Origin of the sequence: Salinibacterium sp. UTAS2018, from assembly GCF_004118935.1 — a bacterium.
In the GTDB taxonomy this organism is placed as follows: Bacteria; Actinomycetota; Actinomycetes; order Actinomycetales; family Microbacteriaceae; genus Rhodoglobus.
This window is the reverse complement of the sequence record NZ_CP035375.1, coordinates 1,585,927-1,611,384: the sequence shown is the minus strand read 5'-3', so window position 1 is coordinate 1,611,384 and position 25,458 is coordinate 1,585,927. Positions and strand designations below refer to the sequence as shown.

The window sequence follows — 25,458 nt, the reverse complement described above, 5'->3', positions numbered from 1 at the left end:
TCGCTGCCGCTAGCGTTCGGCGGTCACGAGAAGGTCACCGACCTCGCACTCAAGCGCTTCGCACACCGCAAACAGCGTTGAGAAGCGGATGGCGCGGGCCCGGTCGTTCTTGAGAATCGACAGGTTCACGACGCTCACCCCCACAATTTCGCTCAACCGCGTGAGCGTCATCCCCCGTTGCTCAAGCAGTTCATCGAGCCGACAGTGGATGCCGGTGACGTCGTTCTCGTCTGCCGGCGCCATCAGACGAGGCCGTCGGTTTCACGCTGCAGGCGTGCGCCGACTTGGAAGAAGTAAACAAGGACACTGAGTCCCAAGATTGCGAGCCACGGAGCGGGTGCGAATACGGCGAGCACGTTGTTGTAGCTGTAATCGCTGAGGGTCGCGAAAGCACCGTTGGTGCCCATCGTGCGGAACAGCAGCCCTAGGGCCCACCCGGTAATGGCGGCGGCGAAAAAGCCGTTGAGCAGGCGGAGGTTGTGCGCGCTGAACACCCGGCCCGTCAGCAAGTTTCGAACCATAAAACACCCGAGAACGATCATGGTGATCGTGGCAAGCGCGGGGATAGCATCGGCCAGCATGAGCGAGATGAGCGTGATGGGCGGCATCCCGGTCACAAGGATGATGGCGGAATCGACGTCGACAAGGACTTCGGCTCCATCGGGGCCGATCGGCAAGCTTGCCATTTCTCTGGCGAATGGGGCGACGACCGGAACTTCGACGTTGGGAACAATTTCGATCATGCGCTGGATCAACAAGACAAGCAGGACCACTGCCGCTGCTAGCCCGAAGGCGATGACGACGAAGAAGCCGTAGCGGTCACTTCGAGACGCTGCTGTCGCGGGGGAGGTTGTGGACATTATTGCTTCCTAACGATAATCGTTAACATAATGCTTATCGATATGGCGTGCAAGGGCCAATTGTGCGCCTCAGATGGTTCCCTCGACCTGCGCTCTGTGCAGGTGGGCGAAACGTAAGCTTGAGTCATGAATTTTCCTCGGCGGGTCCTGGGGGCGGTTGCGGCCGCCATCGCGCTCACGGTGGCCCTCGGAGGCTGTACTCCGGGTGGCGGCGAAGCATCCGAACTTCTCGTTGAAGGGTTTTCGCCGGCAGAGCAGCGCGACTTCTCTGAAAGCCTCGTGCAGCTTCGGCGGATTCCAGGAGTGAGCGAAGTGTCGTGGATCGCGACGCCCGATTCGTACTGGGAGAGTTTCGCAACGATCGAGGTTGCGGTGAGCGAAGCTTTCGCGGAGCAGCAATTGGCGGTCGTCGCGTCAACGATGAGTCGATACGACGGCAACGGTGAAGGTGCGGGCTTGCCAATCTCGTTCAGCATCAGGCTTTCTGGCGATGACGAGGCGGAGTTCACGGTGTCGGGCCTAGGCCTCCCTCGCACCGAAGTCGTCGAGAACTACCGGTACTGGCGTGAAATTACCGCCGCGACGCAACTCACCATGACGATGAATCTTCACTCAACCGTCTTTGTTCGGGACGAACATATGCGTGCTATTTCGGCTCCCGCTGAGGCTGACCCGCGGCAACCGCTTCGCCAGATTATTGATAACTATGACGCTCTTGCGGCTCTTTCACCACCGGAAGATAGTCCTGTTGGCGCGCTCTCCACGGCCGACAACGGAGTTTTTGAGTTCTGGTCTATCCCGGGTCTGCAGTCATCAGGTTCGCTTCCACCCCTCGAAGTGTTGAACCTGGCTGAGAGGCTCGGCAGCTTATTCCCGCTACGAACCAATGCCTCGCTCACCGCGGAGCCGGAAGGCGGCGAGAGCTTCCCCGAGGGAGTCAGTGTTCGTTGGGCGAGCGACTCGATGCTGCAGCAGAGCCGCCAAGTAGATCTTCTCTTCCCGGAATACCGAGAGGAGGACTGGCCGGCGCTGGTGGCTGCTGCCGCAGCAACTTCTCGACTGCCAGGGTTCAGCTTCGAGTACTTCTCTTTCGACAGAGACTTTTCCTTTCATACCTCGACGTGCGAGGGAACAATCCAGAAGACCGACGACGATCAAGCCCTCTTCGACGCGGTGCAGGCGAGTGGCGTCGCGTTGCTGGATGGCGCAGCACCGGGGCAGTGCATCCCTGACTTTGACGATGGGTACTGATTCGCCCCCCCTCTGGGGCGAGCGCGCGACTAGGGATCGAACTACGGTCGGATCATGACGTCTTCTCGACAAAATGCGGCCTCGATCGCGGTGATCTTCGCGCTCTCCGTTTCTCTCAGCGGTTGTGCGCTCGTGGGGGGTGCTGGGCAATTATGGGATGCCGCGGCGTCGGATCTTTCTCACCAACGCGCGCTCGACGCGGCTGCGGTTGAGCTGGAGAGTATCGCAGGAGTGCGGTCGGCATCCGCTCGTTTTGCCTCAGATACTCCGGAGAGCGCCGCCGCAGAATTGCACGTCGTAGTGGCCGATAATCTCTCGCGCGATCAAGTGCGGAGAATTGCTGCTGTCGCTAGGGAGACGTTCACGAGCGTCGATTTTGAAACTGCGGCCCCGCTGCTCACGCTGAGCGCTGCGCACGACGGTGCTGGCGTCCTCAGCCGCAGCAGTTTTGAATTTTCCGATGAGAATTTTGCTGATGACGTTGCCTACTGGCGTGCCGCCGAGAGCGCCGTCGAGGCGGACCTGTCGATGGCGCTTACCGCCTCGATGAGTGGTGCGCTCTACGACCGCACCATTACGTGGCCTGACGGGGAGGATGCTCTTGCCACTGCCGACTCAGTCATCGCGAACTTTACCGCCCTTGCCGCGGTTCCTGACGACACCAGCAGTCCCACGATGTGGAACTTCTCGGGAATGTGGGCCTATCCGAGCCTGCCGGCCGCCGATACGGTGGCACTGCTCGATGAGATTCGAGGCACTATCCCCCTTGCTGATTTCTCCGCCGACTCCTCAGGAATGGGCGAAGAGTATCCCGAAGGCGTGCAGTTGCAGCTGCAGGCGACGATGCGTGAGGGCACCGTTCTGACGCAGGCGTCGATAGCTGTCAACCACAACGAATACCGCGAGGCTGACTGGCAAAACGTTGTTGCTGCTGGTGTGCTCGCCAGCAGGGTGCCAGATCTCAACTTCAGCTACACCGAAAAAGGAAGACAGTTCCTCATTCATACCTCCGCCTGTACCGTGACGTCCGCGGAGTCGAGTCAGGATCGGCAACTATTCGATGCGGTACTCGCCAGCGGTGCTGAATTTCTGCCCGGCGCAGGCCCGGGCGCGTGCATTCCTGAGCAGTAACCCAGCCCAGTCACGCCTAGGGCGAACAGCGGACTATTTCGCGATTTCTCTGGTTAGTCTCTTTACATCGGTACCGAATCTGTAGCGGTATCTAAGGAGTGAAGAGATGTTTGAGAGATTTACCGACCGCGCCCGTCGTGTAGTCGTTTTGGCCCAAGAAGAGGCCAAGATGCTCAACCACAACTACATCGGCACTGAGCACATTTTGCTGGGCCTCATCCACGAGGGTGAAGGCGTTGCCGCTAAGGCGCTTGAGTCTTTGGGTATTTCGCTCGACTCCGTGCGCGAGCAAGTGCAAGACATTATTGGCCAGGGTCAGCAGCAGCCGACCGGCCACATCCCCTTTACGCCGCGTGCCAAGAAGGTACTTGAACTGAGCTTGCGCGAAGCGCTGCAGCTCGGTCACAACTACATCGGCACCGAGCACATTCTGCTTGGCCTCATCCGCGAGGGTGAAGGCGTTGCCGCTCAGGTTCTCGTGAAGCTCGGCGCTGACCTCAACAAGGTGCGCCAGCAGGTCATCCAGCTGCTCGGTAGCTTCCAGGGCAAGGAAGCCGTTGCCGTTGGTGGCAACGATGCTGCGCCCGACAAGGGATCGCAGGTTCTTGACCAGTTCGGCCGCAACCTCACTCAGGCGGCTCGCGATGGCAAGCTCGACCCCGTAATTGGTCGCGAGAAGGAGATGGAACGCGTTATGCAGATCCTCTCCCGCCGCACCAAGAACAACCCCGTCCTCATCGGTGAACCCGGTGTCGGTAAGACTGCTGTTGTTGAAGGCCTCGCCAACGCGATCGTTGCTGGCGACGTTCCTGAAACGCTGAAAGACAAGCAGCTCTACTCGCTCGACCTCGGAAGCCTCATTGCCGGTAGCCGCTACCGCGGTGACTTCGAAGAGCGCCTCAAGAAGGTCACCAAGGAGATCCGTACCCGCGGCGACATCATCGTCTTCATCGACGAGATCCACAGCCTCGTCGGTGCCGGCGCTGCTGAAGGTGCCATCGACGCAGCCTCCATCCTCAAGCCGCTTCTGGCTCGTGGCGAGCTGCAGACCATTGGTGCAACGACCCTCGACGAGTACCGCAAGCACTTTGAGAAGGATGCCGCGCTTGAGCGCCGCTTCCAGTCCGTGCAGGTGCACGAACCTAACCTGCCGCACACCATCAACATCCTCAAGGGACTGCGCGACAAGTACGAGTCGTTCCACAAGGTATCCATCACCGACGGTGCCATCGTTGCCGCAGCAAACCTCGCCGACCGATACGTCGCCGACCGCTTCCTGCCCGACAAGGCCATCGACCTGCTCGACGAAGCCGGCGCACGCCTGCGACTGTCGATCCTGTCGGCACCTCCCGAGCTGCGCGAATTCGACGACAAGATCGCCGACGTTCGCTCGCGCAAGGAAGGCGCCATCGAAGACCAAGACTTCGAGAAGGCCGCTAGCCTGCGCGACGAAGAGAAGAAGCTGCTCGGAGAGCGTCTTCGCCTCGAGAAGCAGTGGAAGTCGGGCGACGTCGGCGCGAGCGGAATCGTGGATGAAGGTCTGATTGCCGAAGTTTTGGCAGCAGCAACCGGCATCCCCGTCTTCAAGCTCACCGAAGAAGAGTCCAGCCGCCTTATCTTCATGGAGAAGGCACTCCACATGCGCGTCATTGGTCAGGAGGAAGCCGTCTCGGTTCTCTCCAAGACCATCCGTCGCACGCGTGCAGGCCTCAAGGACCCCAACCGTCCCAGTGGTTCGTTCATTTTTGCCGGTCCGACCGGTGTCGGAAAGACCGAGCTTGCCAAGGCGCTCGCGGAGTTCCTCTTTGATGACGAGAACGCCCTCATTTCGCTCGACATGAGTGAGTACGGCGAAAAGCACACCGTGTCGCGCCTGTTTGGTGCCCCTCCCGGATTCGTAGGATTCGAAGAGGGTGGCCAGCTCACCGAGAAGGTGCGCCGCAAGCCGTTCAGCGTTGTGCTTTTCGACGAAATCGAGAAGGCTCACCCCGACATCTTCAACTCGCTCCTGCAGATCCTCGAAGAGGGTCGCTTGACCGACGGCCAGGGTCGCGTGGTGGACTTCAAGAACACCGTCATCATCATGACCACCAACTTGGGAACCAAGGACATCACCGCTGGCCCCATGGGCTTCCAAGTGGAAGGTGACTCGGCAACGAGCTACGACCGCATGCGCGGCAAGGTCGTTGAAGAACTCAAGAAGCACTTCAAGCCTGAGTTTCTCAACCGTGTTGACGAGACCATCGTCTTCCCGCAGCTCAACAAGCCTGAATTGCTGCAGATCGTTGACCTCTTCATCAAGCGTCTCTCTGAGCGCATGATGGATCGCGACCTCACCGTCGAGATCACTGCCCCCGCCAAGGAGCGCCTCATCGAAGTCGGGTTCGACCCCGCCCTCGGTGCCCGACCGCTTCGCCGCGCAGTGCAGCACGAAGTGGAAGACGCGCTAAGCGAGAAGATTCTCCACGGCGAGCTCAACGCCGGTGACCACGTGCACGTTGACTTCGTTGACAACAAGTTCGTGTTCGTCACGAGCCGCCAGCCCGGTCTCCCCGAAAAGGAGCCGGCCGAGGTCGAGGCCTAAGCCTCAACCCTCACTCCAGACGACAACGGCTGGGCGACACCTTTGGGTGCTTGCCCAGCCGTTTCGTCATGTGCGGCAGGGGAGCAGCACTGCGAGCGTCAACGTGTCGGAGAAACCCGCAGCGCGGTGCGACGCTGGGGGCTCCGCCAGCGGTACCGTTGCTTCGTGACCAGCTTCAGCATCCGCCCGGCACGAACGCACGACGTGCCGGCCATTCAGAGCCTCATCGAGCCTCTGGTAAACGAGCGCATCCTGCTCGGCAAAGACCTCGTCGTGTTTTATGAAGCGGTGCAAGAGTTTCGTGTTGCCGTCGCTCCCGACGGCTCTGTGATCGGATGCGGGGCCCTGCATGTGATGTGGCACGACCTGGCTGAGGTGCGCACCCTTGCTGTCGCCTCCGACTGGTTAGGCAAGGGCGTCGGGCATGCGCTCATGGATCGCATCGAGGCGGATGCGCGCACGCTGGGTCTCGACCGCCTATTTTGTCTTACCTTCGAGACGGCATTCTTTGAACGCCACGGCTTCGAGCCTGTCGAGGAAGAAATTGTCGATCCGACCGTTTTTGCCCAGTTAGCGCTCTCTCCCGACGAGGGTGTGGCCGAATTTCTGGATCTTTCCCGTGTAAAACCCAATACCCTCGGCAACACGCGCATGCTGAAGCGTCTTTAGCGGCCTCAGACGTTTAGCCTTGCGGTATGTCGACGTTCAGGAATCCAGTCGGCCCGCAGTCAAGCAGCGTCTATTGGCGCCGGCGCTTGATCGTCGGGTTAGGGCTCGTTGCTGTGATCGCAATCATCCTCTTGATTGTGTTTGGCCCCAAGGCCTCGTCTGGCCCCGCCTCGACCTCGCCCAGCGCGGAACCTTCGGCAGTTGCTTCAAGCGCTCCCGCGGCAACGAATGCATCGGGTGCAGTTATTTGTGATCCCGCGAAACTCACGCTCGACGCCGCAACGGACGAAACAACGTACGACGAGAATCAGAACCCCCAGTTGTCGTTCTCCATAACGAGCACAATGACGGAGCCGTGCGCTATTGAGGCCGGCAGCGACATTCAAGAGTTCGTGATCACCAGCGGTGACGACGAGATTTGGAATTCGACGCACTGCCAGACGGAGGGCGAGCCGCGCACCATCGAACTGCAGCCAGGCGTCGAGGTGAAGTCGAGCACGATCGAGTGGGATCGCACCCGCTCCGCGACAGACACCTGTGAGTCAGATCGACCGGCCGTATCGGCGGGGGGCGCCAGTTACCACCTTGAGGTCACGGTCGGCGACATTAGCTCTGAAAGCACTAAACAGTTCTTGTTGAACTAACCCGGATAGGCCATGTCTTCTTCAACCTCTGCGGCGCAAAGCGCCGAATTTAGTTCCCCCATGCTCGCGCAGGCGCTTGAAGCAGGCGACCCGACATCGGTGGCGCTCGCACTGCGCAACGATCGAGTGATGGTTCCCATGCTGGTAGAAATCGGTAACGGCGACAGTGCGGCGGATGCTGCCGAGCCTCAGGTGCGGGTCTTCCGGCGCGGGGATGCTGACAAGTACATGCTGTTGCTGTTCTCGTCTGTTGACACCTATGTGGCGATGCTTCCTGAAGAGTCAGATCACCAAGTCGTGGCATACCGCGCGGAGGACCTTCAGGCTTTTCTGGAGACCAATAAGGGAGTGCTGGAGTCCGTCTGGTTTGACGTGGCCGGTCCCCACGCGATGCAGGCATCGGCCGACGACATTCTGGATGCCCTCACACTTTCGTGACGGGCGTCGCCGCGCCTGATTTTTTCTTCCCGCGGGACCGAACTAGTTTGGTTCAACCGCTGACCCAGTTCAGGGGACAAATGGGTCAAAATAGACCATTTACAGCCAATTTCGGCACTCTTTAGGGTTACATCCAGACTCACGCCGCCATCAATGTTATAAACAGGCCTTTCTATCCCCTGTCTGAGCCAGTTACTCTGTTCCACGTGGAAGACAACAGTTTCGGTGTGCCAGCGGGATGGTACCCAGACCCTCTAGGTTTGCCCCAGTTGCGTTGGTGGGATGCCCAAGCGTGGACTGAGCACACCTCAGACGCCCGTGCCCCTATCGTTGTGCAGCCGTCAGCGACCAAGCTGGCCTTTGCGGATGACGATGACGACTTCGAGGATGACATCGGCGGGTACCCGTCACGTCGCTCGCAGCGCGATAGCGATCGCGATGGTGCCGAAGGCTTCCTGACCACCGAGACTCTGAGCGAACCGGAGCCAGAGACGGCGCCCGTTCATGATGAACTCAGCGCTCAGCCTCTACTGGCGATGACACTGCGTGAACTCGAAGCTCCGGCCGACGAGACGCGCGAAGTCGACGAACCTCTGCTGCTGCCTAAGGCTGCCGCCGCTCACGCGAACACTATGCCCGGCGCATCCACGCTGAGTTCCTATGCCGAAGAAGAGGCAGCGCCTGAGCGCGAGATCCGCCAACACCGTACTTACAACGCAGCAGTGTGGCTCATCGCCATTTTGCCGCTCGTGCAACTCCTGACCAGCATGTTCCTCATCGCGGGTGCGGGGCTCGGTGCGAACCTGCCGCTGCTGCTCGTTGTCTGGATCGCTCCCTACATTGTGGTTCTCGGCCTTGCCGCGTACGACAACCTGCTTCTGCAGGTCTGGGGTCACGAGAACCCCGCAAATGCTGCGTGGGCATTCTTGACCGCACCGGTCTACCTGGTCATGCGCGGTATCCGCACTATGCGCGAGACCGGTAAGGGCATCGCCCCGATCGCCACTTGGTCAGCAACTCTCGTCTCGCTCGTAATCGGCATGCTGATTCTTCCGGGGCTCATCATTTCGCTCATCCCGCAGACGTTTAGCGGTCAGATCGAAGATTCGATTCAGGCGCAGGCGTCAGCGCTCGGTGCAAACATTGAACTCGACTGCCCGGCGACACCGCCGGTGCTGATCGGTGACACCTTTACGTGTCGCGCAGTGAAGCCCGCAAATGGGCAGAGCGACTCGATTCTGGTGAGCTTGCAGCGCGAAAACGGCTGGATCAGCTGGCGCGTAGAGGACTGGGGTCTCTGGACCCTGTTCGGCTAGCCACTCGGCTTCCACAGTTTCAGTTGCAACGGCGACTCGTCTTCAGACGGGTCGCCGTTGTTGCGTTAGGGGGGGGGCGACGGTGTTGCGGCGAACGCTTCGCTTGACCACGGCAGCTGCAGCGGCGAACCACGGGGCTGCGTGAAAGCTAAGTGAGGCCGGGGCCTAGAACTCGGGAATCTGAACGCGCTCGTCAGTGGCGCCGGCGAAGGCGAGGCGCAGCGCTTCGCGAACATGAGCAGCCTCTGAATCGATCACGGTGCCAAACCCGAGACGAGTTGCTTCGGCGCGCCGCTGCTTCGACGAAGAGGCGGGGCGAATTTCGCCTGCGAGGCTGATCTCGCCGACGACAGCCATGGTGGCCGAGAAAGCTTTGTCTTTGTAGGCGCTGGCAATGGCGAGAGCGATCGCCAAGTCGGCGCCGGGCTCAGTGACGCGGATGCCGCCCACCGTCGAGACATACACGTCGAAGGTAGACAGCGGAATTCCCGCGCGCCGCTCGAGCACCGCCAGCAGCATGGCCACGCGCGAGGCGTCAACGCCGTTCACGACGCGTCGCGGCTGGGGAGCTTGGGATTTCACGATGAGCGCCTGAACCTCTACCGGGAGGGCACGTCTGCCTTCTAGAGCGATAGTCACGCACGTGCCGCTGACGGGCTGACGCGCGTGGGAGAGGAACAGGCCACTGGGGTCGGAGACTTCGGCGATGCCTTCGCCGGTCATCTCAAAGCATCCAACTTCTTCGGTGGAGCCGAAACGGTTCTTGTGTGCGCGCACAAAGCGCAGCGCGGTCTGGCGATCGCCCTCGAACTGCAGCACGACATCCACCAGGTGTTCGAGCAGGCGGGGCCCCGCGATGCTGCCGTCTTTAGTGACGTGACCGACGAGCAGAATGGGCAGATTTTGGTCTTTGCTGACACGGATGAGCGTGGAGGCGACTTCGCGCACTTGCGACGGCCCGCCGGCAATGCCCTCAGTCGCGGCGGAGGCAACGGTCTGCACCGAGTCGACGATGACGAGCTGGGGTTTGACGTGGTCGATTTGGCCGAGGATGGTGCCGAGATCGGTTTCGGCCGCCAAGAAGAGCGAGGGGTGCAGGGCGTTGGTGCGCTCGGCGCGCAGCCGCACCTGACTGACTGACTCTTCGGCTGTGACGTACAACACGCGCTGGCCGGATGCCGCTGCGCGCGACGCGACCTCAAGAAGTAGCGTCGATTTGCCCACGCCGGGCTCGCCACTCAACAGAATGGCGGCTCCGGGAACAACGCCGCCGCCAAGTACCCGGTCGAACTCGGCGATGCCGCTCGGCCAGTGTGCGACCGACTCAGCGCCGATCTCGGTGATCGAGCGTGCGCCGCGTGCCTCAGAGACTGCGACGGTGGAGACGCGCTTCGTGATGCCGGTGGCAGTACCCGCGTCGGTCACAGTGCCCCACTGCTGACATTCGCCGCAGCGGCCTACCCATTTAATGGAGGTCCAGCCGCACTCAGTGCAGCGAAAATTACTTACAGCTCGGGCCATGGTTCAAGAGTAGGCGGCACGACTGACACCGCTACGCGAGGGTGAGGAACAGCTTCTCGATGTCGTCTTTCGTCATCCCATCGTGGCTACCCTGACCATCAGCGTCTTCGGTCGAGCACGACTGCAAGGCGTTGGCGATGATCATGAAGCCAGCGCGATCGAGGGCCTTGCTCACAGCCGAAAGCTGCGTCACAACATCCTTGCAATTCGAGTCCGCGCCCATCGATTCGATGAGGGCGCGAAGCTGTCCCTCGGCGCGCTTGAGGCGATTCATCACCTTGCGCATCGCTTCGGGATCGTGGCCAGCATCGGCAGCAACTGCCGTGGTTTCCGCGGTGGCGGTAGCTGCAGCATCCGTCGCCATGATCAGTTGCCCTTCGTGACAGGCAGGCCAGCGTTGCGCCACGCCGACGTGCCACCTTCGACGTTGACGGCGTCGAAGCCTTGAGTGCTGAGCCATTCGACGGCCTGAGCGCTGCGTCCGCCACTTTCGCAAATGACGTAGACGGTGTCATCGCGGTCGATCTCTTCGACGCGGGCGACAAGTTCACCGAGTGGAATGCTGGCCGCCGCGGGCGCATGCCCCGAAACGTATTCGACCGGTTCGCGCACATCAACGATGACGGGGTTGGTGAGTTCAGAGAGTGTCTTGGGGGTGATGGTGATCATGTGGTTCCTTAGGGGTGAATGAGGTGCGTGAGCGATTGGTGGAGGGCGAAGCCGCTGGTCTAGGCCGTGGCCGCACTCCACGTGCGGTAGCCACCGTCGAGGTTCACGGCATCGAAACCATTCTGGGCGAGAATGCGTACGGCGGTGTGGCCGCGCTGGCCCACCTGGCAGTGCACGATGACGCGGCGGTCACCGAGTTCGTCGAGGCGGCCGCGAAGCTCGTCCAGCGGAATGTTGACGGCGTGCGGGATGGCGCCGCGTTCGAATTCGGCGGCAGTGCGAACATCCACCAGCAGCGTTCCTGCCGCGAGTTCAGCGTCGATTTCGTGCCACTGAACCGAGGCGCTGAGGTCGTCGCGAAGGTTCTTCGCAACATAACCGAGGTGGTTGATGGGGTCTTTGGCGGAGCCGTACTGGGGCGCGTAGGCGAGTTCGAGGTCCGCGAGAGCGCTCGCGGTAATGCCGAAGCTCGTGGCGGTGGCAAGAACGTCCATGCGTTTGTCGACGCCCTCTTGGCCCACGGCCTGAGCCCCCAAAATGAGGTCGGTCGCGGCGTCGACAATGAGCTTGAGGGAGAGCGACTGAGCGCCGGGGTAGTAGCCAGCGTGAGACACGGGGTGGGTGTGAATGACGCGGATGTCGCGGCCGGCGGCCCGCAGCGCGCGCTCAGTCGAGCCGAGGCTTGCGACGGTCAGATCGAAGACTCCCACGATCGCTGTGCCGAGGGCGGGCTTCGAGGCCACATCGTCGCCCGCGAGGGTGTCGGCAAGGTAGCGGCCGTCGCGGTTGGCCGGACCGGCGAGGGCGACGAGCTCGTGTTCGCCACTGATCGCGCCGACCTTTTCGGCGACATCGCCGACGGCATAGATGTGTGGCTCGCTGGTCTTGTAGCCGGCTCCCACACGGATGCCGCCCGCGGCTCCAGTGGCGAGGCCAGCGTGTACGGCGAGGGCATTGTCGGGGCGAACTCCGATGGCCGCGACAACGACGTCTGCCTCGACGCTTGTGCCATCGCTGAGGCGCACGGAGGAGGCATCCACCGCTACCGCTTCTGTTCCGAGGCGTAAGTCGATGCCGTTGGCGCGCAAATGGGCTTCGACGGGCGTGACCATCTCGGCATCGAGAGTGCCCAGAATGTGGGCGGGGCGCTGCACAAGGGTGACGTTGAGGCCGCGCTTGGCCAGGTTCTCGGCCATTTCGACGCCGATGTAGCCAGCGCCAAGCACGACTACGTTCGCGGTCGTTGGGTCGAGGTCGCCGAGGGAAGAGTGGAGGGCGTCGACGTCTTCGATGTTGCGAAGCACGAGCATCCGTTCGCTGCCGGGGATGGCCGGGATGGCCGCACTCGCGCCGGTAGCAATGACGAGCTCGTCGAAGTGCTCGGTGTTCGTGGTGTCGTCGTCGCGGTTGTGCACCGTGATGGTGTGGCCCGCCGGGTTGATCGTGGTGACTTCGTGGTTGACACGAACGTCGAGACCGAAGCGGCTGCCGAGGCTGGCGGGCGTTTGGAGCAGGAGCTCGTCTCGCTCGGTGATGACGCCGCCCAAGTAATAGGCGAGGCCGCAATTGGCGAACGAGACGTGACCGCTGCGTTCGAAGATCACGATTTCGGCGCGCTCATCGCGGCGACGCATGCGGGTGGCGAAGGACATTCCGGCCGCGACGCCACCAATGACGAGAATGCGGCGGGGGCGTGGGGTGCTGGCGGTGCTCATCAGTCGAGCATACCCCTAGGGGTATGGCAGCCTACTGCGTGTTCTCGTCGGGCGAAACGGGGCGGTTGTCAGATTGCTGAGGAATGCGCGATTTTGCGCCGATCGTGTTTACGATGGAGCGACGAACAAGGGAGCTTCCACGTGGCCAGCAACAATTTCGATCCTCGGTTCGATGCTGCATTCCAGCGTGGCTACGCAACGGGGGAGCCTGGCGAGCAGGCCGACGCCGCGGGGACCGACATCTTCGCTCCGCTGATGCCGACGCCGACGCCGACGCCGACGACTACGACTACGACTACGCCTCCATCTTCGCCATCTTCGCCATCAGCGCCACCAGTACCGCCAGCGCGACCAGTACCGTCTTCGTCGCCTGCCCAGTCGCCGTCGCTCGCACCGGAAACGGCGAACTCTCCTGGCCAGCAGGCAGGGCAATCGCAATATGTAGATGACTCGGGAGAGCCGACGGAGGTGGCGGCGCCGGCCGAACCCACTAGCCTCGCTCGCAACCCATGGCTCTATGCGCTGTGGGCCCTCGGTGTCGCCGGGCTCGCGGCCGCTTCGACCGCTTTATGGTGGGCCAACAGCATCCTTTATGGCGTGGGAAACATCGATGTGGCGAGTTACGAAATGGTCGCAACAGTGCAGTCGGTAGCGCCCATCGGGTTCTCGTTCGGCTCCCTTTCTCTGGTCGGCGCGCTGCTCCTGCACGGTCTCAGTTGGATGCGCCAGAACTCGTGAACGCACGTCGCTGATATCTGTACTAAACTCTCTCCCGGTACCGTGTCCGAGCGGCCGAAGGTGCAACTCTCGAAAAGTTGTGTGTGTGAAAGCGCACCGTGGGTTCAAATCCCACCGGTACCGCCAAAGAAAAGCCCCAGATTCTTTTAGAATCTGGGGCTTTTTTGTTCGCGCGGGAGGGCAGGTCGGGCTGAGCGGTGGCGCTAGCGCTCGCGGCGGCTGGGAGGCTTCAGCGGAGAAAAGGCGGCTGATATGGTGCAATCGCCAGATCGATTAGTCGCTTTTCTGAACCGAACGAAAGTGGTGCCGTGAACCCTCTTGACACTCTGCTCGACGAACTCGCCGTTCGAGACCTCTCCCACCGTTACGCAATGGCTCTCGATAAGAATGATGTCGAGATCTGGCGGTCACTGTTTTCGCGCGATGTGGTTTTCGAGAGCGGCTCCTCGGCGCCCCGCGGATATGACGATGTGGTGCGCATCCCGGGGGACCAGCTGAAGCGCTACGCCAAGACCCTGCACTCTGTCACCACCCAGCAGATCCGGGTTGACGGCGACACCGCGACGGGTGAGGTCTACTGCATTGCGCATCACCTCTATGAAGATTTTCATCAGAACGAGCGGCTGCCGTTCGACCTCGCGCACAACTTTCTTATTCGGTACGAGGATGAGTATGTGCGCGAAGAGGGGCGTTGGGTTTTTTCTCGACGACGCATCCTCACTGAAGCGCGCTTCGTGCACCAGATCATTCCTTCGGCGACCTAACGCGTTTTAGGCGTTCTAGGCGACCTGGGCGACCTAGGCGCCCCAGCGACCGCCGTGAGGCCGGTGGTTTTTCAGCTCGGTCGGGAAAACCGGTTTTGCCCCCCGAATGGCCGGGTTGAATCCCCAAAGAGCCGCTAGTTTAGGCACTCCGTGTGCCCCGTTTTGGGTACGCCCAGTCCCCGGAAGAGGGGACTATACGCGCGCTGAGGGCTCGCGTAGCGTTCACTTCGTGGGAAAAACCGGGGGGTTTCGAGCGCGACGCACAGTCGTACGCGCATTGGGAATGTTTGCGATCGTGGGGGTATTGGCTTCAGGCTTAGCGTTCTCTTCGCCGACGCCAGCAGCGGCATCGGGAGAGGGCACTATCCTCTCGCTGGTCAACAACGCACGGGCAGCTGAGGGCCTTGGCCCGTTGAAGTTGGACTCGTCGCTGAGCTCGGTATCGAGCGCGTGGGCAAAGCAGATGGCGGCCAACGGGGTGATGGCGCACAATCCGAAGTACTCGTCGCAGATCAAGAGCGGCTGGACTCGTGCAGCTGAGAACGTTGCCCGTGGCTGGACATCACCGACCGCCGTGCACGATGCGTGGATGGACTCCTCCGGGCATCGCGCCAACATCATGGGCGATTACACCCACATTGGTATCTCGTTCCTCACCATCAATGGCACGACCTGGGCCGTTCAGAACTTCGCTAAGTACGGCAAGAGCGTTCCCGCACCGGCCGTTGCGCCGAGTGGCGTCGAGCGCCTCTCTGGTGCTGACCGCTACTCGACCGCGGTTGCAATCTCGCAGGAATACAAGCCCGGCGTAGACGTCATCTATGTCGCAACCGGCGACAACTACCCGGATGCGCTGAGCGCTGCGCCTGCCGCCGCGATGCAGGGCGGGCCTCTTCTCTTGACGCCACCGACAGGGCTTCCCACGGTCGTCAAGAACGAAATCAAACGTCTCAAGCCGGCACTCATCGTCGTCGTCGGTGGTGAAGGTGTGCTGTCGAAATCCATCTACTCGCAGCTCTCTAAACTCGCCCCGAAGATTCGCCGCGACGGGGGAGCGAGCCGCTACGAAACCTCGCGAATCGTGGTCCAGCGGGCATTCCCGCAAGGCGCGGACACCGCATTCTTCGCGACGGGCGCCAACTACCCCGATGCGCTGAGTGCGAGCGCCGCAGCCGGCAGCACGGAAAGCCCCGTCATCCTCATCGATGGCAAAGCTAAGGGAATCGACAGTGCGACAGCCAAACTGATCGACCGCCTCGATATCTCGGACATCATGATTGCCGGCGGAACCGGAGTTGTGTCATCAAAGGTCATGAAGGCTCTGGATGCCCAGCCCGGCATCGACTCGACCACCCGCTATTCCGGTAGTGACCGCTATGCGACATCGCAGGCGATCAATAGCGCCAGCTTCGATACTGCACCGCGCGCCTTCTTCGCCGTCGGTACTGGATACGCGGATGCGCTCGCCGGAGCTGCTCTTGCGGGCAACACGTCGGCTCCGCTCTACGTAGTGCCAGGCAACTGCGTGCCGAAGAGCGTCGTCGGAAACCTGAAAGACTTCGACACCTCAAACCGGGTACTGCTCGGTGGAACGGGAGCTCTCGGTAACGGAGTGGCCAACATGACTCCCTGCCGCTAATCGCGACTGACAAGAGCCCCGTACTCCGCAAGGAGTGCGGGGCTCTTGCGTTGCCCGCTGCCTCTCAATGTCTGCGGCCTAGCGTTTAGCGTTCAATCGAGTGTTCGCGCTGCTGTGGCGCGTCGAGCTCTGCGATTTCGAGCTCGGTCGCCATCCGGAATCCGCCGCTCGCTGGCGTCTCGATAGCGTGACGCGGTTGCCCTCGAGTTGCCCACAGGCTCGCGCCGATGGAAGTGGCGAGGATGAGGAAGATCACACCGAGCGACAGCGTGGTGGAGATGTAGTACACGTCGAGGAGGAGCATCTTGATTCCGACCCAGACGAGCAAGAGGGCGAGCCCAATCTTCAGGTAGATGAAGCGGTGCATGAGGTCAGCGAGCAGAAAGTACATTGCGCGCAGGCCCAGGATCGCGAAGGCGTTCGCGGTGAAGACAAGGAAGGCTTCATCGGTGACCGCGAAGATTGCTGGGATCGAGTCGACCGCAAACACGATGTCCGTGATTTCGACGAGTACCAAGACGGCCAGCAGCGGGGTGGCAAGCAGCACGCCCGCTTTGCGCACGACGAACTTCTGGTCGTAGAAGGCATCCGTCATTGGCACGCGGCGACGGAAGATCTTGAGCACCACCGACTTCTCGGGGTTGTAATGCTCGTTGCGCTTGCGAAGCATCTGGATGCCCGTGAACACCAAGAAGGCACCGAACACGTAAAGCACCCAGGCGAAGCTGCTGAGCAGCGCTGCACCGGCGGCGATAAAGATGCCGCGGAACACGAGAGCGCCGATGACGCCGAGAAACAGCACCCGGTGTTGAAACTGCGGCGGTACGGCGAAGGCCGAGAAAATGATGGCCCAGACGAACACGTTGTCGACCGCGAGTGACTTCTCGATCACGAAGCCGGCGAAGTATTGCTGGCCGAACTCTGCGCCGAACAGCCACCAAATGATGCCACCGAAGGTCACGCCGGAAGCGACCCAGACGACCGACCACGCTGCGGCTTCACGCACGCTGATGACATGGGCGGTGCGATGTGCGATCAGGTCGATCGCGAGCATCACGAGAATGACACCGACGACAGCGAGCCAAGCCCACAGGGGAACGTTCATGAAACAACTCCAGAATGTTAGAAATTCTGGAGGTCTCGTCGAGCCTTTTCAGGCCCTAGCTGCACCGGGCCATGATGACACGACCGTAATGACGATGAGCTTCGCGGGGACTACTCCCCTCCGTGCTCACCACTAAAACATAGTTCCGGATGCCGCTCAACGGGTCAGCGCCCGGATGAGGTGTTTTCTCAGCTTGCGCCGGTGACCGTGCGGCTCTTCGAGAGGGCTGATCGCTGATCGCTGATTGCGCTGCTCGCAGGGGCGCTGTTCGCGCGGCTACTTCAACGAGACGTCGAGCATGTCTTCGAGGGTCTCGCGCACGAGAGAGTCGCGGGTGTCGCGGCTTCGAAAGTTGACGAGTTGGTAGGCAGACGTGGCATCCACGAGTGCGAAAAGAACGAGGGCGACGCGCTCGGGGCTCACGGGGGCGAACTGGCCGGCATCCTGACCCGCACGCATGATGCCGATGGCGAGCGCGTGCCACGAGTCCATTGACTGGCGGGCGGCTGCGGCGAGGAGGTCGTTGCGACGGCCGAGGCTCCACGCGTCTGCCCAGACTTCGCCGACGTTGTCGCGGGTCGGATCAGCGAGAGCTTCGAGAAGAGCGCGAAGCTGGTCGAGCGGGTCGGCGGGGGCGTGGGCGTGCCGTGCGACCTCGGCGATCTCTTTCTCGGCGATCGACGCGAAGGTGGAAGCCACGAGGGTTTCCATGCTCGGTTCATAGTGGGTGATGAGGGGCGCGCTGACTCCGCAGTGCGCGGCAAGGCTGCGCAGTGAGATGGCGGCGAGGCCACGAGTCAGGGCGATCTCCTGCGCTGCGTCACGAATTTCGGATGCCCGCTCGGTGGCGTTTCGTCGTCGAGTTGTGCCTGCTGCCATCCTCGCAGTGTAGCTGCTATTGACTCTTATTGAACAGGTGGTAAATAATGGAGGGATGAACACCATTAACTGTGACGTCGTCATTGTCGGAGCCGGCGCCACCGGCCTCACCGCAGCACGCGATCTTGTCGCCGCCGGCAAGACCGTGATCGTGCTTGAAGCGCGTGACCGCATCGGCGGACGCCTGTGGACGAACTCCATCGACGGTCAAATGTATGAAATCGGTGGTCAGTGGGTATCCCCCGACCAGACCGCTCTCATCGACACGCTCGCCGAGTTGGGCCTCGAAACCTACTCGCGCTACCGCGACGGCGAGAGTATCTACGTATCGCAGGATGGTGTGGCTCGCCGCTTCACAGGAGACATCTTTCCGGCGGGGGCGGAGACCGAAGCGGAAATCACTCGGCTCATTGCCGTACTCGACGAACTCGTAGCTGAGCTCGACCTGCAGGCCCCGTGGGAGCATCCGCGGGCCGCAGAATTCGACCGCATCTCGTACCGCGCGTGGCTCGAAAGCCAGAGCGCGGATGTCGAAGCGATCGACAACATTGCCCTCTACGTTGCCGAGGCGATGCTCACGAAGCCCGCTCACGCCTTCTCGCTGCTGCAAGCGTTGCTCATGGCGGCCAGTGCCGGCAGCTTCAGCAACCTCGTCGACGCCGACTTTATCCTCGACAAGCGCGTCGTGGGCGGCCTGCAGCAGGTGCCGCTCGTGATGGCTGCCGCCTTGGGCGAAGACGTCGTGCGACAGTCGCAACCGGTGCGTGAGATCCAGTGGAACGCCACGGGCGCGACCGTTACGAGTGACGGACTTACGGTCACGTCGCAGCACGTGATCGTGGCCGTGCCGCCGAACCTGTACGACCGCATCGACTACGTTCCGGCCCTGCCGCGCATGCGTCAGCAGATGCAGCAACACTCGTCGCTCGGGCTCGTGATCAAGGTGCACGCGACCTATGCGACCCCGTTCTGGCGAGCGGCTGGGCTTTCGGGCACGGCCTTCAGCCCCTACCAAATGGTGCACGAGGCCTACGACAACACCAACCACGGCGAAGAGCGCGGCACCCTCGTGGGCTTCGTCTCGGGAGAGAAAGCCGACGAACTGTTCGCGCTCGATCCGGCTGACCGCAAGCAGCGCATCCTCGAATCACTCGCCACCTATTACGGCGACGAAGCACTCACCCCGGCCGTGTACTACGAAAGCGACTGGGCGGCCGAAGAGTGGACGCGCGGTGCCTACGCCGCCAGCTTCGACCTCGGTGGGCTTACCCGCTACGGCGCGCTGCAGCTTGAGCCCGTTGGCCCGATTCAGTTCGGCTCCAGCGACCTCGCGGCCGAAGGGTACCAACACGTTGATGGCGCCATTCGGGTGGGCCACCGGTTGGCATCCACCATTATCGACGCGCCGAAGGGCTAGCCATGAGCTGGAGAATGCCATCCGAAACTGCCGCCCACGAGCGCACCTGGATGGCGTTCCCCCGCATCGGGGAGACCCTTGGCGCGACCGACGCTGAACGCGAACTCGGCTATGCGGCCTGGGCTGACGTCGCCAATGTCGTCGCCGAATTCGAACCCGTCTCGATGGTCGTTGACCCCACCGAAATGGTTCGTGCTCGGCGGATGCTCGCCAGCAGCATCGAGCTGCTCGAAGCACCCCTTGACGAGTTTTGGATGCGCGACATCGGGCCCACCTTCGTGCTCGACGATGAGCGTCCCGGCGTTCTCGGAGCCGTTGACTGGATCTTCAACGGCTGGGGTGCGCCCGAGTGGGCCGAGTGGGAGAAGTCGGCTGCGATCGGTCGTGTTGTGGCTGAGGCTTCTGGTGCCGAACTCGTGAGTTCGCTCCTCGTTGCCGAGGGTGGCGGACTTCACGTTGATGGCGAAGGTACTGTTCTGCTGACCGATACCGTTCAGCTCGACCCGCGCCGCAATCCGCTCGCCGACCGCTCCCGCGTCGAAAGCGATATGCTGCGCACGATCGGCGCGACTCATGCGGTTTGGCTGCCGCGCGGTCTCACCCGTGACTACGACGACTTCGGTACCAACGGTCACGTCGATATCGTCGCGACGATCGCGTCGCCGGGGCGCGTGTTGTTGCACGCTCAACCGAACCCCGAGCATCCGGACCACCAGGTCATGGCCGAGATTCGGGCCAGCCTCGAAAGCCAGCGGGATGCCGCCGGGCGCGTCTTCGAGATCGTCGACTTGCCCGCGCCCGCTGTGCTGCGCGACGATCACGGTTTCGTCGACTACAGCTACGTCAACCACCTCGTCGTCAACGGGGGAGTCATTGGGTGTGGCTTCAACGATGAGCTGGCGGATGCTCGCGCCGCCGAAATTCTGGGCGATGCGTATCCCGGCCGCGAGGTGCGCATGGTTGACTCCCGCGAGATCTTTGCGCGCGGTGGCGGCATCCACTGCATCACCCAACAACAACCTCAACGGCCCGGCCTCAGCGACGGTGCTGCTGCTGCGCAAGAACCGGGAGCGATCGTATGAGCACCTTCAACGTCGTAGAAGCGTCCATCGCCGAATTGCAGGCCACGCTCGCCGCGGGCACCCTCACAAGTGAAGCGCTCGTCACCGCGTACCTCGAGCGGATCGATCGCTATGACCGCAGCGGGCCCAAGCTCAACGCCGTCGTGGTGCCCAACGCCGAGGCGCTCGCCGAAGCGCGCGAATCGGATGCGCGCCGGGCCGCTGGTCAGCTGCGGGGGTCACTCGACGGCATCCCGTATTCGGCAAAGGACAGCTATCTGCACCGGGGGCTCACCGCTGCGGCGGGCAGCCCCGCCTTCGCCGATCTGATGGCGATGCGGGATGCCGCCACGATCGGTGCCCTGCGCGACGGCGGAGCGATCTGCCTCGGCCTCACCAACATGCCCCCGATGGCCAACGGCGGAATGCAGCCCGGCGTCTACGGCCGTGCCGAGAGCCCGTACAACGCCGAGTACCTCACCGCCGCCTATGGTTCGGGATCGTCGAACGGATCGGGCACCGCAACGGCCGCAAGTTTCGCCGCCTTCGGCCTCGGTGAAGAGACCTGGTCGAGCGGCCGGGCCCCGGCCTCCAACAACGCCCTGTGCGCTTACACGCCCTCGCGCGGCGTGATTTCGGTGCGCGGCAACTGGCCTCTCGTGCCCACAATGGATGTCGTCGTGCCGCACACCCGCACCATGGCCGACCTGCTCGCCGTGCTCGACGTGATCGTGTTCGACGATGCGGATACTCGGGGCGACTTTTGGCGCTCGCAGCCGTGGGTGGAGATTCCGGCGGCATCGAGTGGTCGACCGGAGACGTATCTGTCGCTGCTTTCGGATGCGGGAGTTGACGCTGGCGATGCTGCGCCGGCTGAGGCGGCTGACGCGGATGACGCGGATGCCGCTGCTGCCGCGCTGCCGTTGGCGGGCAAGCGCTTCGGCGTTCCCCGGATGTATATCAACCGCGACACCGAGGCGGGCTCGGGCACGCGCGGAGTCGGCGGCCCGACAGGAACCGCGATTGACACCCGCCCGAGCATCCTGACCCTGTTCGACCAAGCGCGTCGCGATCTCGAAGCCGCTGGCGTCACCGTGGTCGAGGTCGACTTTCCCGCCGTTTCGAACTACGAGGCTGACCGCGCCGGCGCCCCCACGATCGCGACCCGCGGTCTCGTGAGCCCCGAATTCTTGAAGCGCGAAATCGTCGATCTCTCGGCGTGGGCGTGGGAAGACTTTCTGCAGGCCAACGGCGACCCGAACTTCGACACCATCGTCGGGGTCGACGGCAGCACGATTTTCCCGGTGACGCCGGGCACTCCGCACGATCACTATGACGGCTTCGAAGACGACATCGCGGTGTACCCGACGCAGGTGCGCGACCACCCGTATGCGGCATTCACCGACATCCCAGAGTTGGAAGCGGGCGTGCGCGGCCTCGAAGAAACTCGTCGCATCGACCTTGAAGAGTGGATGCGCGAGCTCCAGCTCGACGCCGTAGCCTTCCCCGCGGTCGCCGATGTGGGCGCCGCCGATATGGGCACCAACCCCGCCACGGCAGCAGCAGGATGGCGAAACGGTGTCTGGGTCGCTAACGGAAACCTCGCGATTCGGCACCTGGGTATTCCGACCGTCACTGTTCCCATGGGGCTCATGGACGACATCCGGATGCCTGTGGGAATCACCTTCGCGGGTGCCGCGTATTCCGATCTCGACCTGCTGCGCATCGGCGTCGCGTATGAAGCGGTGTCGCAGCGTCGGGTGGCGCCGCCGCGTACTCCGCCGCTGACTGACTAGGCAGTCGCGGCGCGCTAGCAAACATTGACTCTTGCGCGCGCCGGTAGCTGAACCCGCTGCCACGCTGCACGCTACAGCTGCTTGATCATCTCGAGTTCGCGCCGGGACTTGTCGAGTATGTAAGGGACCGAGTGCCGCGTGAGCACGTAGCCACGACCCTCATAGGCGGCGCGAGCCCGCGCGTTGTCTTCGTGCACGCCGAGCGTGAGGGTGCTGCCGTAGGTGGCTGCCCACTCTTCGATAGTCGAGAGCAGGGCATCCGTCACGCCAGCCTTGCGGCCGCGGAAGTCGGGCGTGACATACACACCAACCAGGAGTGGGCCCGTGGTGGCGTCAGGGACGTAGCCCCCCATCGTGCCAATCCAACGCCCGTCGGTCGTGATCGCCGCAATCGCGATGCCGCGCGGATTCTGACCGCGAACCGCTCGAAAACGCCAGTCTGCTTCGGTGGCGCTGCGGGCGCTATCGAGTCGCTCGGCAAAGCCCATCGGGGTGTCCGCGAGCATCTCAAGCCGCAGCGTGCGAACTTCGCGCCAGTCGTCGGCATCCGTTCGTCGGATCGTGAACTCTGGCGTGCGCATGATCTGGAGTCTAGTTGCGGGGCGCGACCGCGGACGCTGAAGCGGCTGAGCCCGCACGACAGCGGGAGCCTTGACAGTGAGCGTATTCAGGAGCAGACTAAGCGTTCCACCCCCTCTGACAGTTTGATGTCACGGATTGCAAGCTGTCTCGCGTTTCTACTCGAATCTCAAAGGGTCGCGCTGATGAACGCAGTTTGGAACGAAGAAGTTGCACGAGAAAAGTCTCGTGTCGTCTACAGCCGTGGGGATTTCAACGCCCACGTTGGCGACCTGAGGTTGCGACTGCGACGATCGGGCTACATTCTCGACGAGCAGTGCCAGTGCCCCGAAGAGTCGTATTGCGAGCACGTGCAGAAAGCCGTATTCCTTTACCAGAAGTTCTTTCGACTGCCGCTGTCTGGTCGAATCGACGTGCAGACGTTGAAGCTGATGTCACAGATTCGTTGTGCGTGCCCTGACGTTCCCGCTGAGGTGGTGCGCGCAGAAGACCTCAGTTCTGCGGGAGATCCCGAGACCGACCCGTTCACGATCCAGTTCAACTCACAACCATGGCCTCGTTATGACTTGACCTACAACGTCTACAACTCCACCCCCGATATGGCGGGCGAGGTGGATGCGATCGATGCGGCCTTCGACGTGTGGGCTGCGGTGTCGCCGCTCACCTTTGAGCGAACGGGTGGGCTTAGCGCCGACATGCAGTTGGGTTGGGAGACCGGAGACCACGGTGACGGATCTGCATTCGACGGCCGCGGTGATGTGGTCGCACATGGGTTCTTTCCCGAGGATGGGCGAGTCCATTTTGACGAGGCTGAGACGTGGCGGGACTGGGCTCACCTCCCTCCTTTTACGTGGCCCGGACCCTCGATTGAGTTGCTTAGATTTCTCTCGTCGCAAGACCTTCGCAACACAGCGATCCACGAGATCGGCCACGCACTTGGGCTGGGACATTCGCGCGAAGGAAGCGCGTCGATGTATCCGTACGTCAATAATGGCGACCACACTCTGGCCGAGGAAGATATTCGCGGCATCCTCAGCCTGTATCCGTTCCGCGTGGGGTTCCGAGACCGTGCTGCTGTCGCGCACCTGCACGCTTTTGCCGGCGGAAGCCACTCAGCGGTTGTCGATCTGGGGCGCGAGCGCCGGTTCTTGGCATGGGGCGAGACAACGTTCGTTGACCCCCTCACCGACTACGACCGCGACAACGGCATTGCCATGGACATTTTCACGGTCGACGGCACTTCCCCAGCCGCGGTGGGCACCGGCGGCGAGCATCTTGGCGCACCAGGAGCACCAAGCAATCTCTTCCCCGGCGCAATCGTGGGCCGGGGGCGTCGGGTGCAGTTTCGGCTGAGCACTTTCCATTCTTCGGATCTCGAAGCGTACGGAGTCGGATGCATAGTGGTGCTCGACGACTGAATCCATCAGGGCCCATCATCATTGGAGCGAAAGCATGAACATATACATCGTCTACGACAAGAAAACTGGCGAGGTCGTGCACACCGCCAGCTACTACGAGTTGGGAAACGATGATCCGGTCGCGGCACCGGAATCTGACGTGCTCGCACTCGCACACCATGAATCGGGGCGCAAACTTTCCGAGCTAGCCGTCGCGAGGGCACCGGAGACATTCGACCCCAGCGACCGCACGAAAACCCTCTCCGTCAATCCCGCTAAAGGCGTCTGCTCAGTCACTGATCGCAAGCCGAAGACCGGGAAGAAGGCCAAATAATGGACGCGCATCAAGTGAACCTGTGGAATTTTGGTTCAGGCTCGACGACAGCGGAAATCAATCTTGGGCGTCGGCGCAGTTTTCTCGCTTGGGGAAGCGTCACATTTACCGACCCCCTGACTGACTACGACCGCGACAACGGTGTTGCGATGGAGGTGTTCCAAATTGATGGCAGCACTCTGGGCTCGGTCGGCAGTGGGGGTGCGCATTTGGGCAGCTCGGGTTCCACGTCGAACCTTCGCCCGGGCGCGTTCCGTGGCTCCGGTCAGCGGATCACTTTTCGACTGCGCACGTTTCATGTTTCAGATTTAGAAAACTACGCTGTTGGGTGCGTGCTGGTCTTCGACTAGGGCCCCCAAGGGCCACTGCTTTACGCACACTTCGTCGGCGCCGGCGCCGGCGCCGTTGTTCGGCGCAGCTGGCGTACCGTAGCGGGTATGGATCACGCGCTCATCCCCGCCGCCGTCATCACCGTGTCTGACCGCAGCTTTCGCGGCGAGCGAGCCGACACTTCGGGGCCGCGCGCGGTCGAGCTGCTCACGGCGCAGGGCTATGCAGCGTCGTTGACAGTGATTCCGGATGGCGCGGAATCTGTCACTGCCGGCATCCGAGCCGCGCTCGCCGCCGGTGCCCGCATCGTCATCACGAGCGGCGGAACCGGAGTGGCACCTCGAGATCTCACGCCCGAAGGAACCCGGCCCGTGCTCACGCGAGAGATTCCCGGCATCGCCGAAGAGTTGCGGCGCGAAGGTGCTCGCCACACAAAAATGGCGGTGCTGAGTCGTGGCCTTGTCGGCATCGCGGGCAATGCTCTCGTGGTGAACCTGCCCGGTTCCACCAAGGCGGTCGAAGAGGGGCTCGCCGTGGTGGCGCCGCTAATCGGCCACATCCTCGAGCAGCTTGATGGCGGAGACCACTAGCTAACGAGTTTCATTCGGGAGCCGGATACAG

The 25,458-nt window shown here is 62.2% G+C and carries 27 protein-coding genes and 1 tRNA gene; 18 read left to right on the top strand and 10 right to left on the bottom strand.

Annotated features, from left to right (window positions below):
* Positions 1–9 precede the first annotated feature (9 nt).
* Positions 10–243, bottom strand: coding sequence for a helix-turn-helix transcriptional regulator (locus tag ESZ53_RS07730; RefSeq protein WP_129072297.1), 234 nt, complete (start codon positions 241–243; stop codon positions 10–12).
* Positions 243–860, bottom strand: coding sequence for a hypothetical protein (locus tag ESZ53_RS07725; RefSeq protein WP_129072296.1), 618 nt, complete (start codon positions 858–860; stop codon positions 243–245). The genes ESZ53_RS07730 and ESZ53_RS07725 overlap by 1 nt, the downstream gene beginning before the upstream one ends.
* Positions 861–986: 126 nt before the next feature.
* Here ESZ53_RS07725 and ESZ53_RS07720 point away from each other — a divergent pair, with 126 nt between their 5' ends.
* The 7 genes from ESZ53_RS07720 (at position 987) to ESZ53_RS07690 (ending at position 8,893) form a co-directional block, all read left to right on the top strand.
* Entirely contained in the window at positions 987–2,111 is a 1,125-nt protein-coding gene (locus tag ESZ53_RS07720; RefSeq protein WP_129072295.1) for a hypothetical protein, read from the top strand.
* Between the two features lie 54 nt (positions 2,112–2,165).
* Positions 2,166–3,242, top strand: coding sequence for a hypothetical protein (locus ESZ53_RS07715; protein ID WP_129072294.1), 1,077 nt, complete (start codon positions 2,166–2,168; stop codon positions 3,240–3,242).
* 106 nt (positions 3,243–3,348) lie between these two features.
* Positions 3,349–5,826 (top strand): ATP-dependent Clp protease ATP-binding subunit, encoded by a 2,478-nt coding sequence (locus tag ESZ53_RS07710; protein ID WP_129072293.1) that lies wholly within the window; start codon positions 3,349–3,351, stop codon positions 5,824–5,826.
* A 165-nt stretch (positions 5,827–5,991) separates the two neighbouring features.
* Complete coding sequence (locus tag ESZ53_RS07705) at positions 5,992–6,495, top strand: amino-acid N-acetyltransferase (protein ID WP_129072292.1); 504 nt, start codon at positions 5,992–5,994, stop codon at positions 6,493–6,495.
* Positions 6,496–6,521: 26 nt separating this feature from the next.
* Entirely contained in the window at positions 6,522–7,139 is a 618-nt protein-coding gene (locus tag ESZ53_RS07700) for a hypothetical protein (protein WP_129072291.1), read from the top strand.
* A gap of 12 nt (positions 7,140–7,151) precedes the next feature.
* Positions 7,152–7,577 carry an SseB family protein gene (locus ESZ53_RS07695; RefSeq protein ID WP_129072290.1) on the top strand — a complete coding sequence of 142 codons (426 nt, stop codon included), beginning with the start codon at positions 7,152–7,154 and terminating at the stop codon, positions 7,575–7,577.
* Between the two features lie 206 nt (positions 7,578–7,783).
* Complete coding sequence (locus tag ESZ53_RS07690; RefSeq protein WP_129072289.1) at positions 7,784–8,893, top strand: DUF2510 domain-containing protein; 1,110 nt, start codon at positions 7,784–7,786, stop codon at positions 8,891–8,893.
* A 165-nt stretch (positions 8,894–9,058) separates the two neighbouring features.
* Here the strand turns inward: ESZ53_RS07690 and radA are convergent, their stop codons facing one another.
* From radA to ESZ53_RS07665, 5 genes are all read right to left on the bottom strand, one after another.
* Positions 9,059–10,414, bottom strand: a complete 1,356-nt coding sequence (gene radA, locus ESZ53_RS07685; protein ID WP_129072288.1) for a DNA repair protein RadA — start codon at positions 10,412–10,414, stop codon at positions 9,059–9,061.
* A 31-nt stretch (positions 10,415–10,445) separates the two neighbouring features.
* Positions 10,446–10,778: a metal-sensitive transcriptional regulator gene (locus ESZ53_RS07680; RefSeq protein WP_129073540.1), complete on the bottom strand. Its 333-nt coding sequence runs from the start codon at positions 10,776–10,778 to the stop codon at positions 10,446–10,448.
* 2 nt (positions 10,779–10,780) lie between these two features.
* Positions 10,781–11,083, bottom strand: coding sequence for a rhodanese-like domain-containing protein (locus ESZ53_RS07675; protein WP_129072287.1), 303 nt, complete (start codon positions 11,081–11,083; stop codon positions 10,781–10,783).
* A gap of 59 nt (positions 11,084–11,142) precedes the next feature.
* Positions 11,143–12,798: an FAD-dependent oxidoreductase gene (locus tag ESZ53_RS07670; protein WP_129072286.1), complete on the bottom strand. Its 1,656-nt coding sequence runs from the start codon at positions 12,796–12,798 to the stop codon at positions 11,143–11,145.
* Positions 12,799–12,989: 191 nt separating this feature from the next.
* Entirely contained in the window at positions 12,990–13,289 is a 300-nt protein-coding gene (locus ESZ53_RS07665) for a hypothetical protein (RefSeq protein WP_129072285.1), read from the bottom strand.
* Here ESZ53_RS07665 and ESZ53_RS07660 point away from each other — a divergent pair.
* The 4 genes from ESZ53_RS07660 (at position 13,267) to ESZ53_RS07645 (ending at position 15,939) form a co-directional block, all read left to right on the top strand.
* Positions 13,267–13,536 (top strand): hypothetical protein, encoded by a 270-nt coding sequence (locus ESZ53_RS07660; protein ID WP_129072284.1) that lies wholly within the window; start codon positions 13,267–13,269, stop codon positions 13,534–13,536. The genes ESZ53_RS07665 and ESZ53_RS07660 overlap by 23 nt on opposite strands.
* Positions 13,537–13,572: 36 nt before the next feature.
* Positions 13,573–13,662: transfer RNA gene (locus tag ESZ53_RS07655), tRNA-Ser, on the top strand.
* 182 nt (positions 13,663–13,844) lie between these two features.
* A complete protein-coding gene (locus tag ESZ53_RS07650) occupies positions 13,845–14,300 on the top strand; it encodes a nuclear transport factor 2 family protein (protein ID WP_168187201.1) in 456 nt (151 codons plus the stop codon).
* 229 nt (positions 14,301–14,529) lie between these two features.
* Positions 14,530–15,939: a cell wall-binding repeat-containing protein gene (locus ESZ53_RS07645; RefSeq protein WP_168187200.1), complete on the top strand. Its 1,410-nt coding sequence runs from the start codon at positions 14,530–14,532 to the stop codon at positions 15,937–15,939.
* 85 nt (positions 15,940–16,024) lie between these two features.
* Here ESZ53_RS07645 and ESZ53_RS07640 read toward each other — a convergent pair whose 3' ends face one another.
* The gene (locus tag ESZ53_RS07640; RefSeq protein ID WP_129072281.1) at positions 16,025–17,044 is read right to left on the bottom strand and encodes a TerC family protein; all 1,020 of its coding nucleotides are present in this window, start codon (positions 17,042–17,044) and stop codon (positions 16,025–16,027) included.
* Positions 17,045–17,320: 276 nt separating this feature from the next.
* Positions 17,321–17,923 carry a TetR/AcrR family transcriptional regulator gene (locus ESZ53_RS07635; protein ID WP_129072280.1) on the bottom strand — a complete coding sequence of 201 codons (603 nt, stop codon included), beginning with the start codon at positions 17,921–17,923 and terminating at the stop codon, positions 17,321–17,323.
* 55 nt (positions 17,924–17,978) lie between these two features.
* Here ESZ53_RS07635 and ESZ53_RS07630 point away from each other — a divergent pair, with 55 nt between their 5' ends.
* From ESZ53_RS07630 to ESZ53_RS07620, 3 genes are read left to right on the top strand one after another with little or no spacing between them, the layout of a single operon-like run.
* Positions 17,979–19,340, top strand: coding sequence for an NAD(P)/FAD-dependent oxidoreductase (locus ESZ53_RS07630; RefSeq protein ID WP_129072279.1), 1,362 nt, complete (start codon positions 17,979–17,981; stop codon positions 19,338–19,340).
* Between the two features lie 2 nt (positions 19,341–19,342).
* A complete protein-coding gene (locus ESZ53_RS07625; RefSeq protein ID WP_129072278.1) occupies positions 19,343–20,422 on the top strand; it encodes an agmatine/peptidylarginine deiminase in 1,080 nt (359 codons plus the stop codon).
* A complete protein-coding gene (locus ESZ53_RS07620; protein WP_129072277.1) occupies positions 20,419–22,197 on the top strand; it encodes an amidase in 1,779 nt (592 codons plus the stop codon). Before ESZ53_RS07625 ends, ESZ53_RS07620 begins: the two co-directional genes overlap by 4 nt.
* 71 nt (positions 22,198–22,268) lie before the next feature.
* On the opposite strand, the gene ESZ53_RS07615 is transcribed toward ESZ53_RS07620, so the two are convergent.
* A complete protein-coding gene (locus tag ESZ53_RS07615; RefSeq protein ID WP_129072276.1) occupies positions 22,269–22,778 on the bottom strand; it encodes an N-acetyltransferase in 510 nt (169 codons plus the stop codon).
* 183 nt (positions 22,779–22,961) lie between these two features.
* Between ESZ53_RS07615 and ESZ53_RS07610 the strand changes: the two genes are divergently transcribed.
* From ESZ53_RS07610 to ESZ53_RS07595, 4 genes are all read left to right on the top strand, one after another.
* Positions 22,962–24,194 carry a M10 family metallopeptidase domain-containing protein gene (locus ESZ53_RS07610; RefSeq protein ID WP_168187199.1) on the top strand — a complete coding sequence of 411 codons (1,233 nt, stop codon included), beginning with the start codon at positions 22,962–22,964 and terminating at the stop codon, positions 24,192–24,194.
* 34 nt (positions 24,195–24,228) lie between these two features.
* Entirely contained in the window at positions 24,229–24,507 is a 279-nt protein-coding gene (locus ESZ53_RS07605; RefSeq protein ID WP_129072274.1) for a hypothetical protein, read from the top strand.
* Positions 24,507–24,857 carry a hypothetical protein gene (locus ESZ53_RS07600; RefSeq protein ID WP_129072273.1) on the top strand — a complete coding sequence of 117 codons (351 nt, stop codon included), beginning with the start codon at positions 24,507–24,509 and terminating at the stop codon, positions 24,855–24,857. The genes ESZ53_RS07605 and ESZ53_RS07600 overlap by 1 nt, the downstream gene beginning before the upstream one ends.
* Before the next feature lie 87 nt (positions 24,858–24,944).
* Positions 24,945–25,427, top strand: a complete 483-nt coding sequence (locus ESZ53_RS07595) for a molybdenum cofactor biosynthesis protein B (protein ID WP_129072272.1) — start codon at positions 24,945–24,947, stop codon at positions 25,425–25,427.
* Positions 25,428–25,458 lie beyond the last annotated feature (31 nt).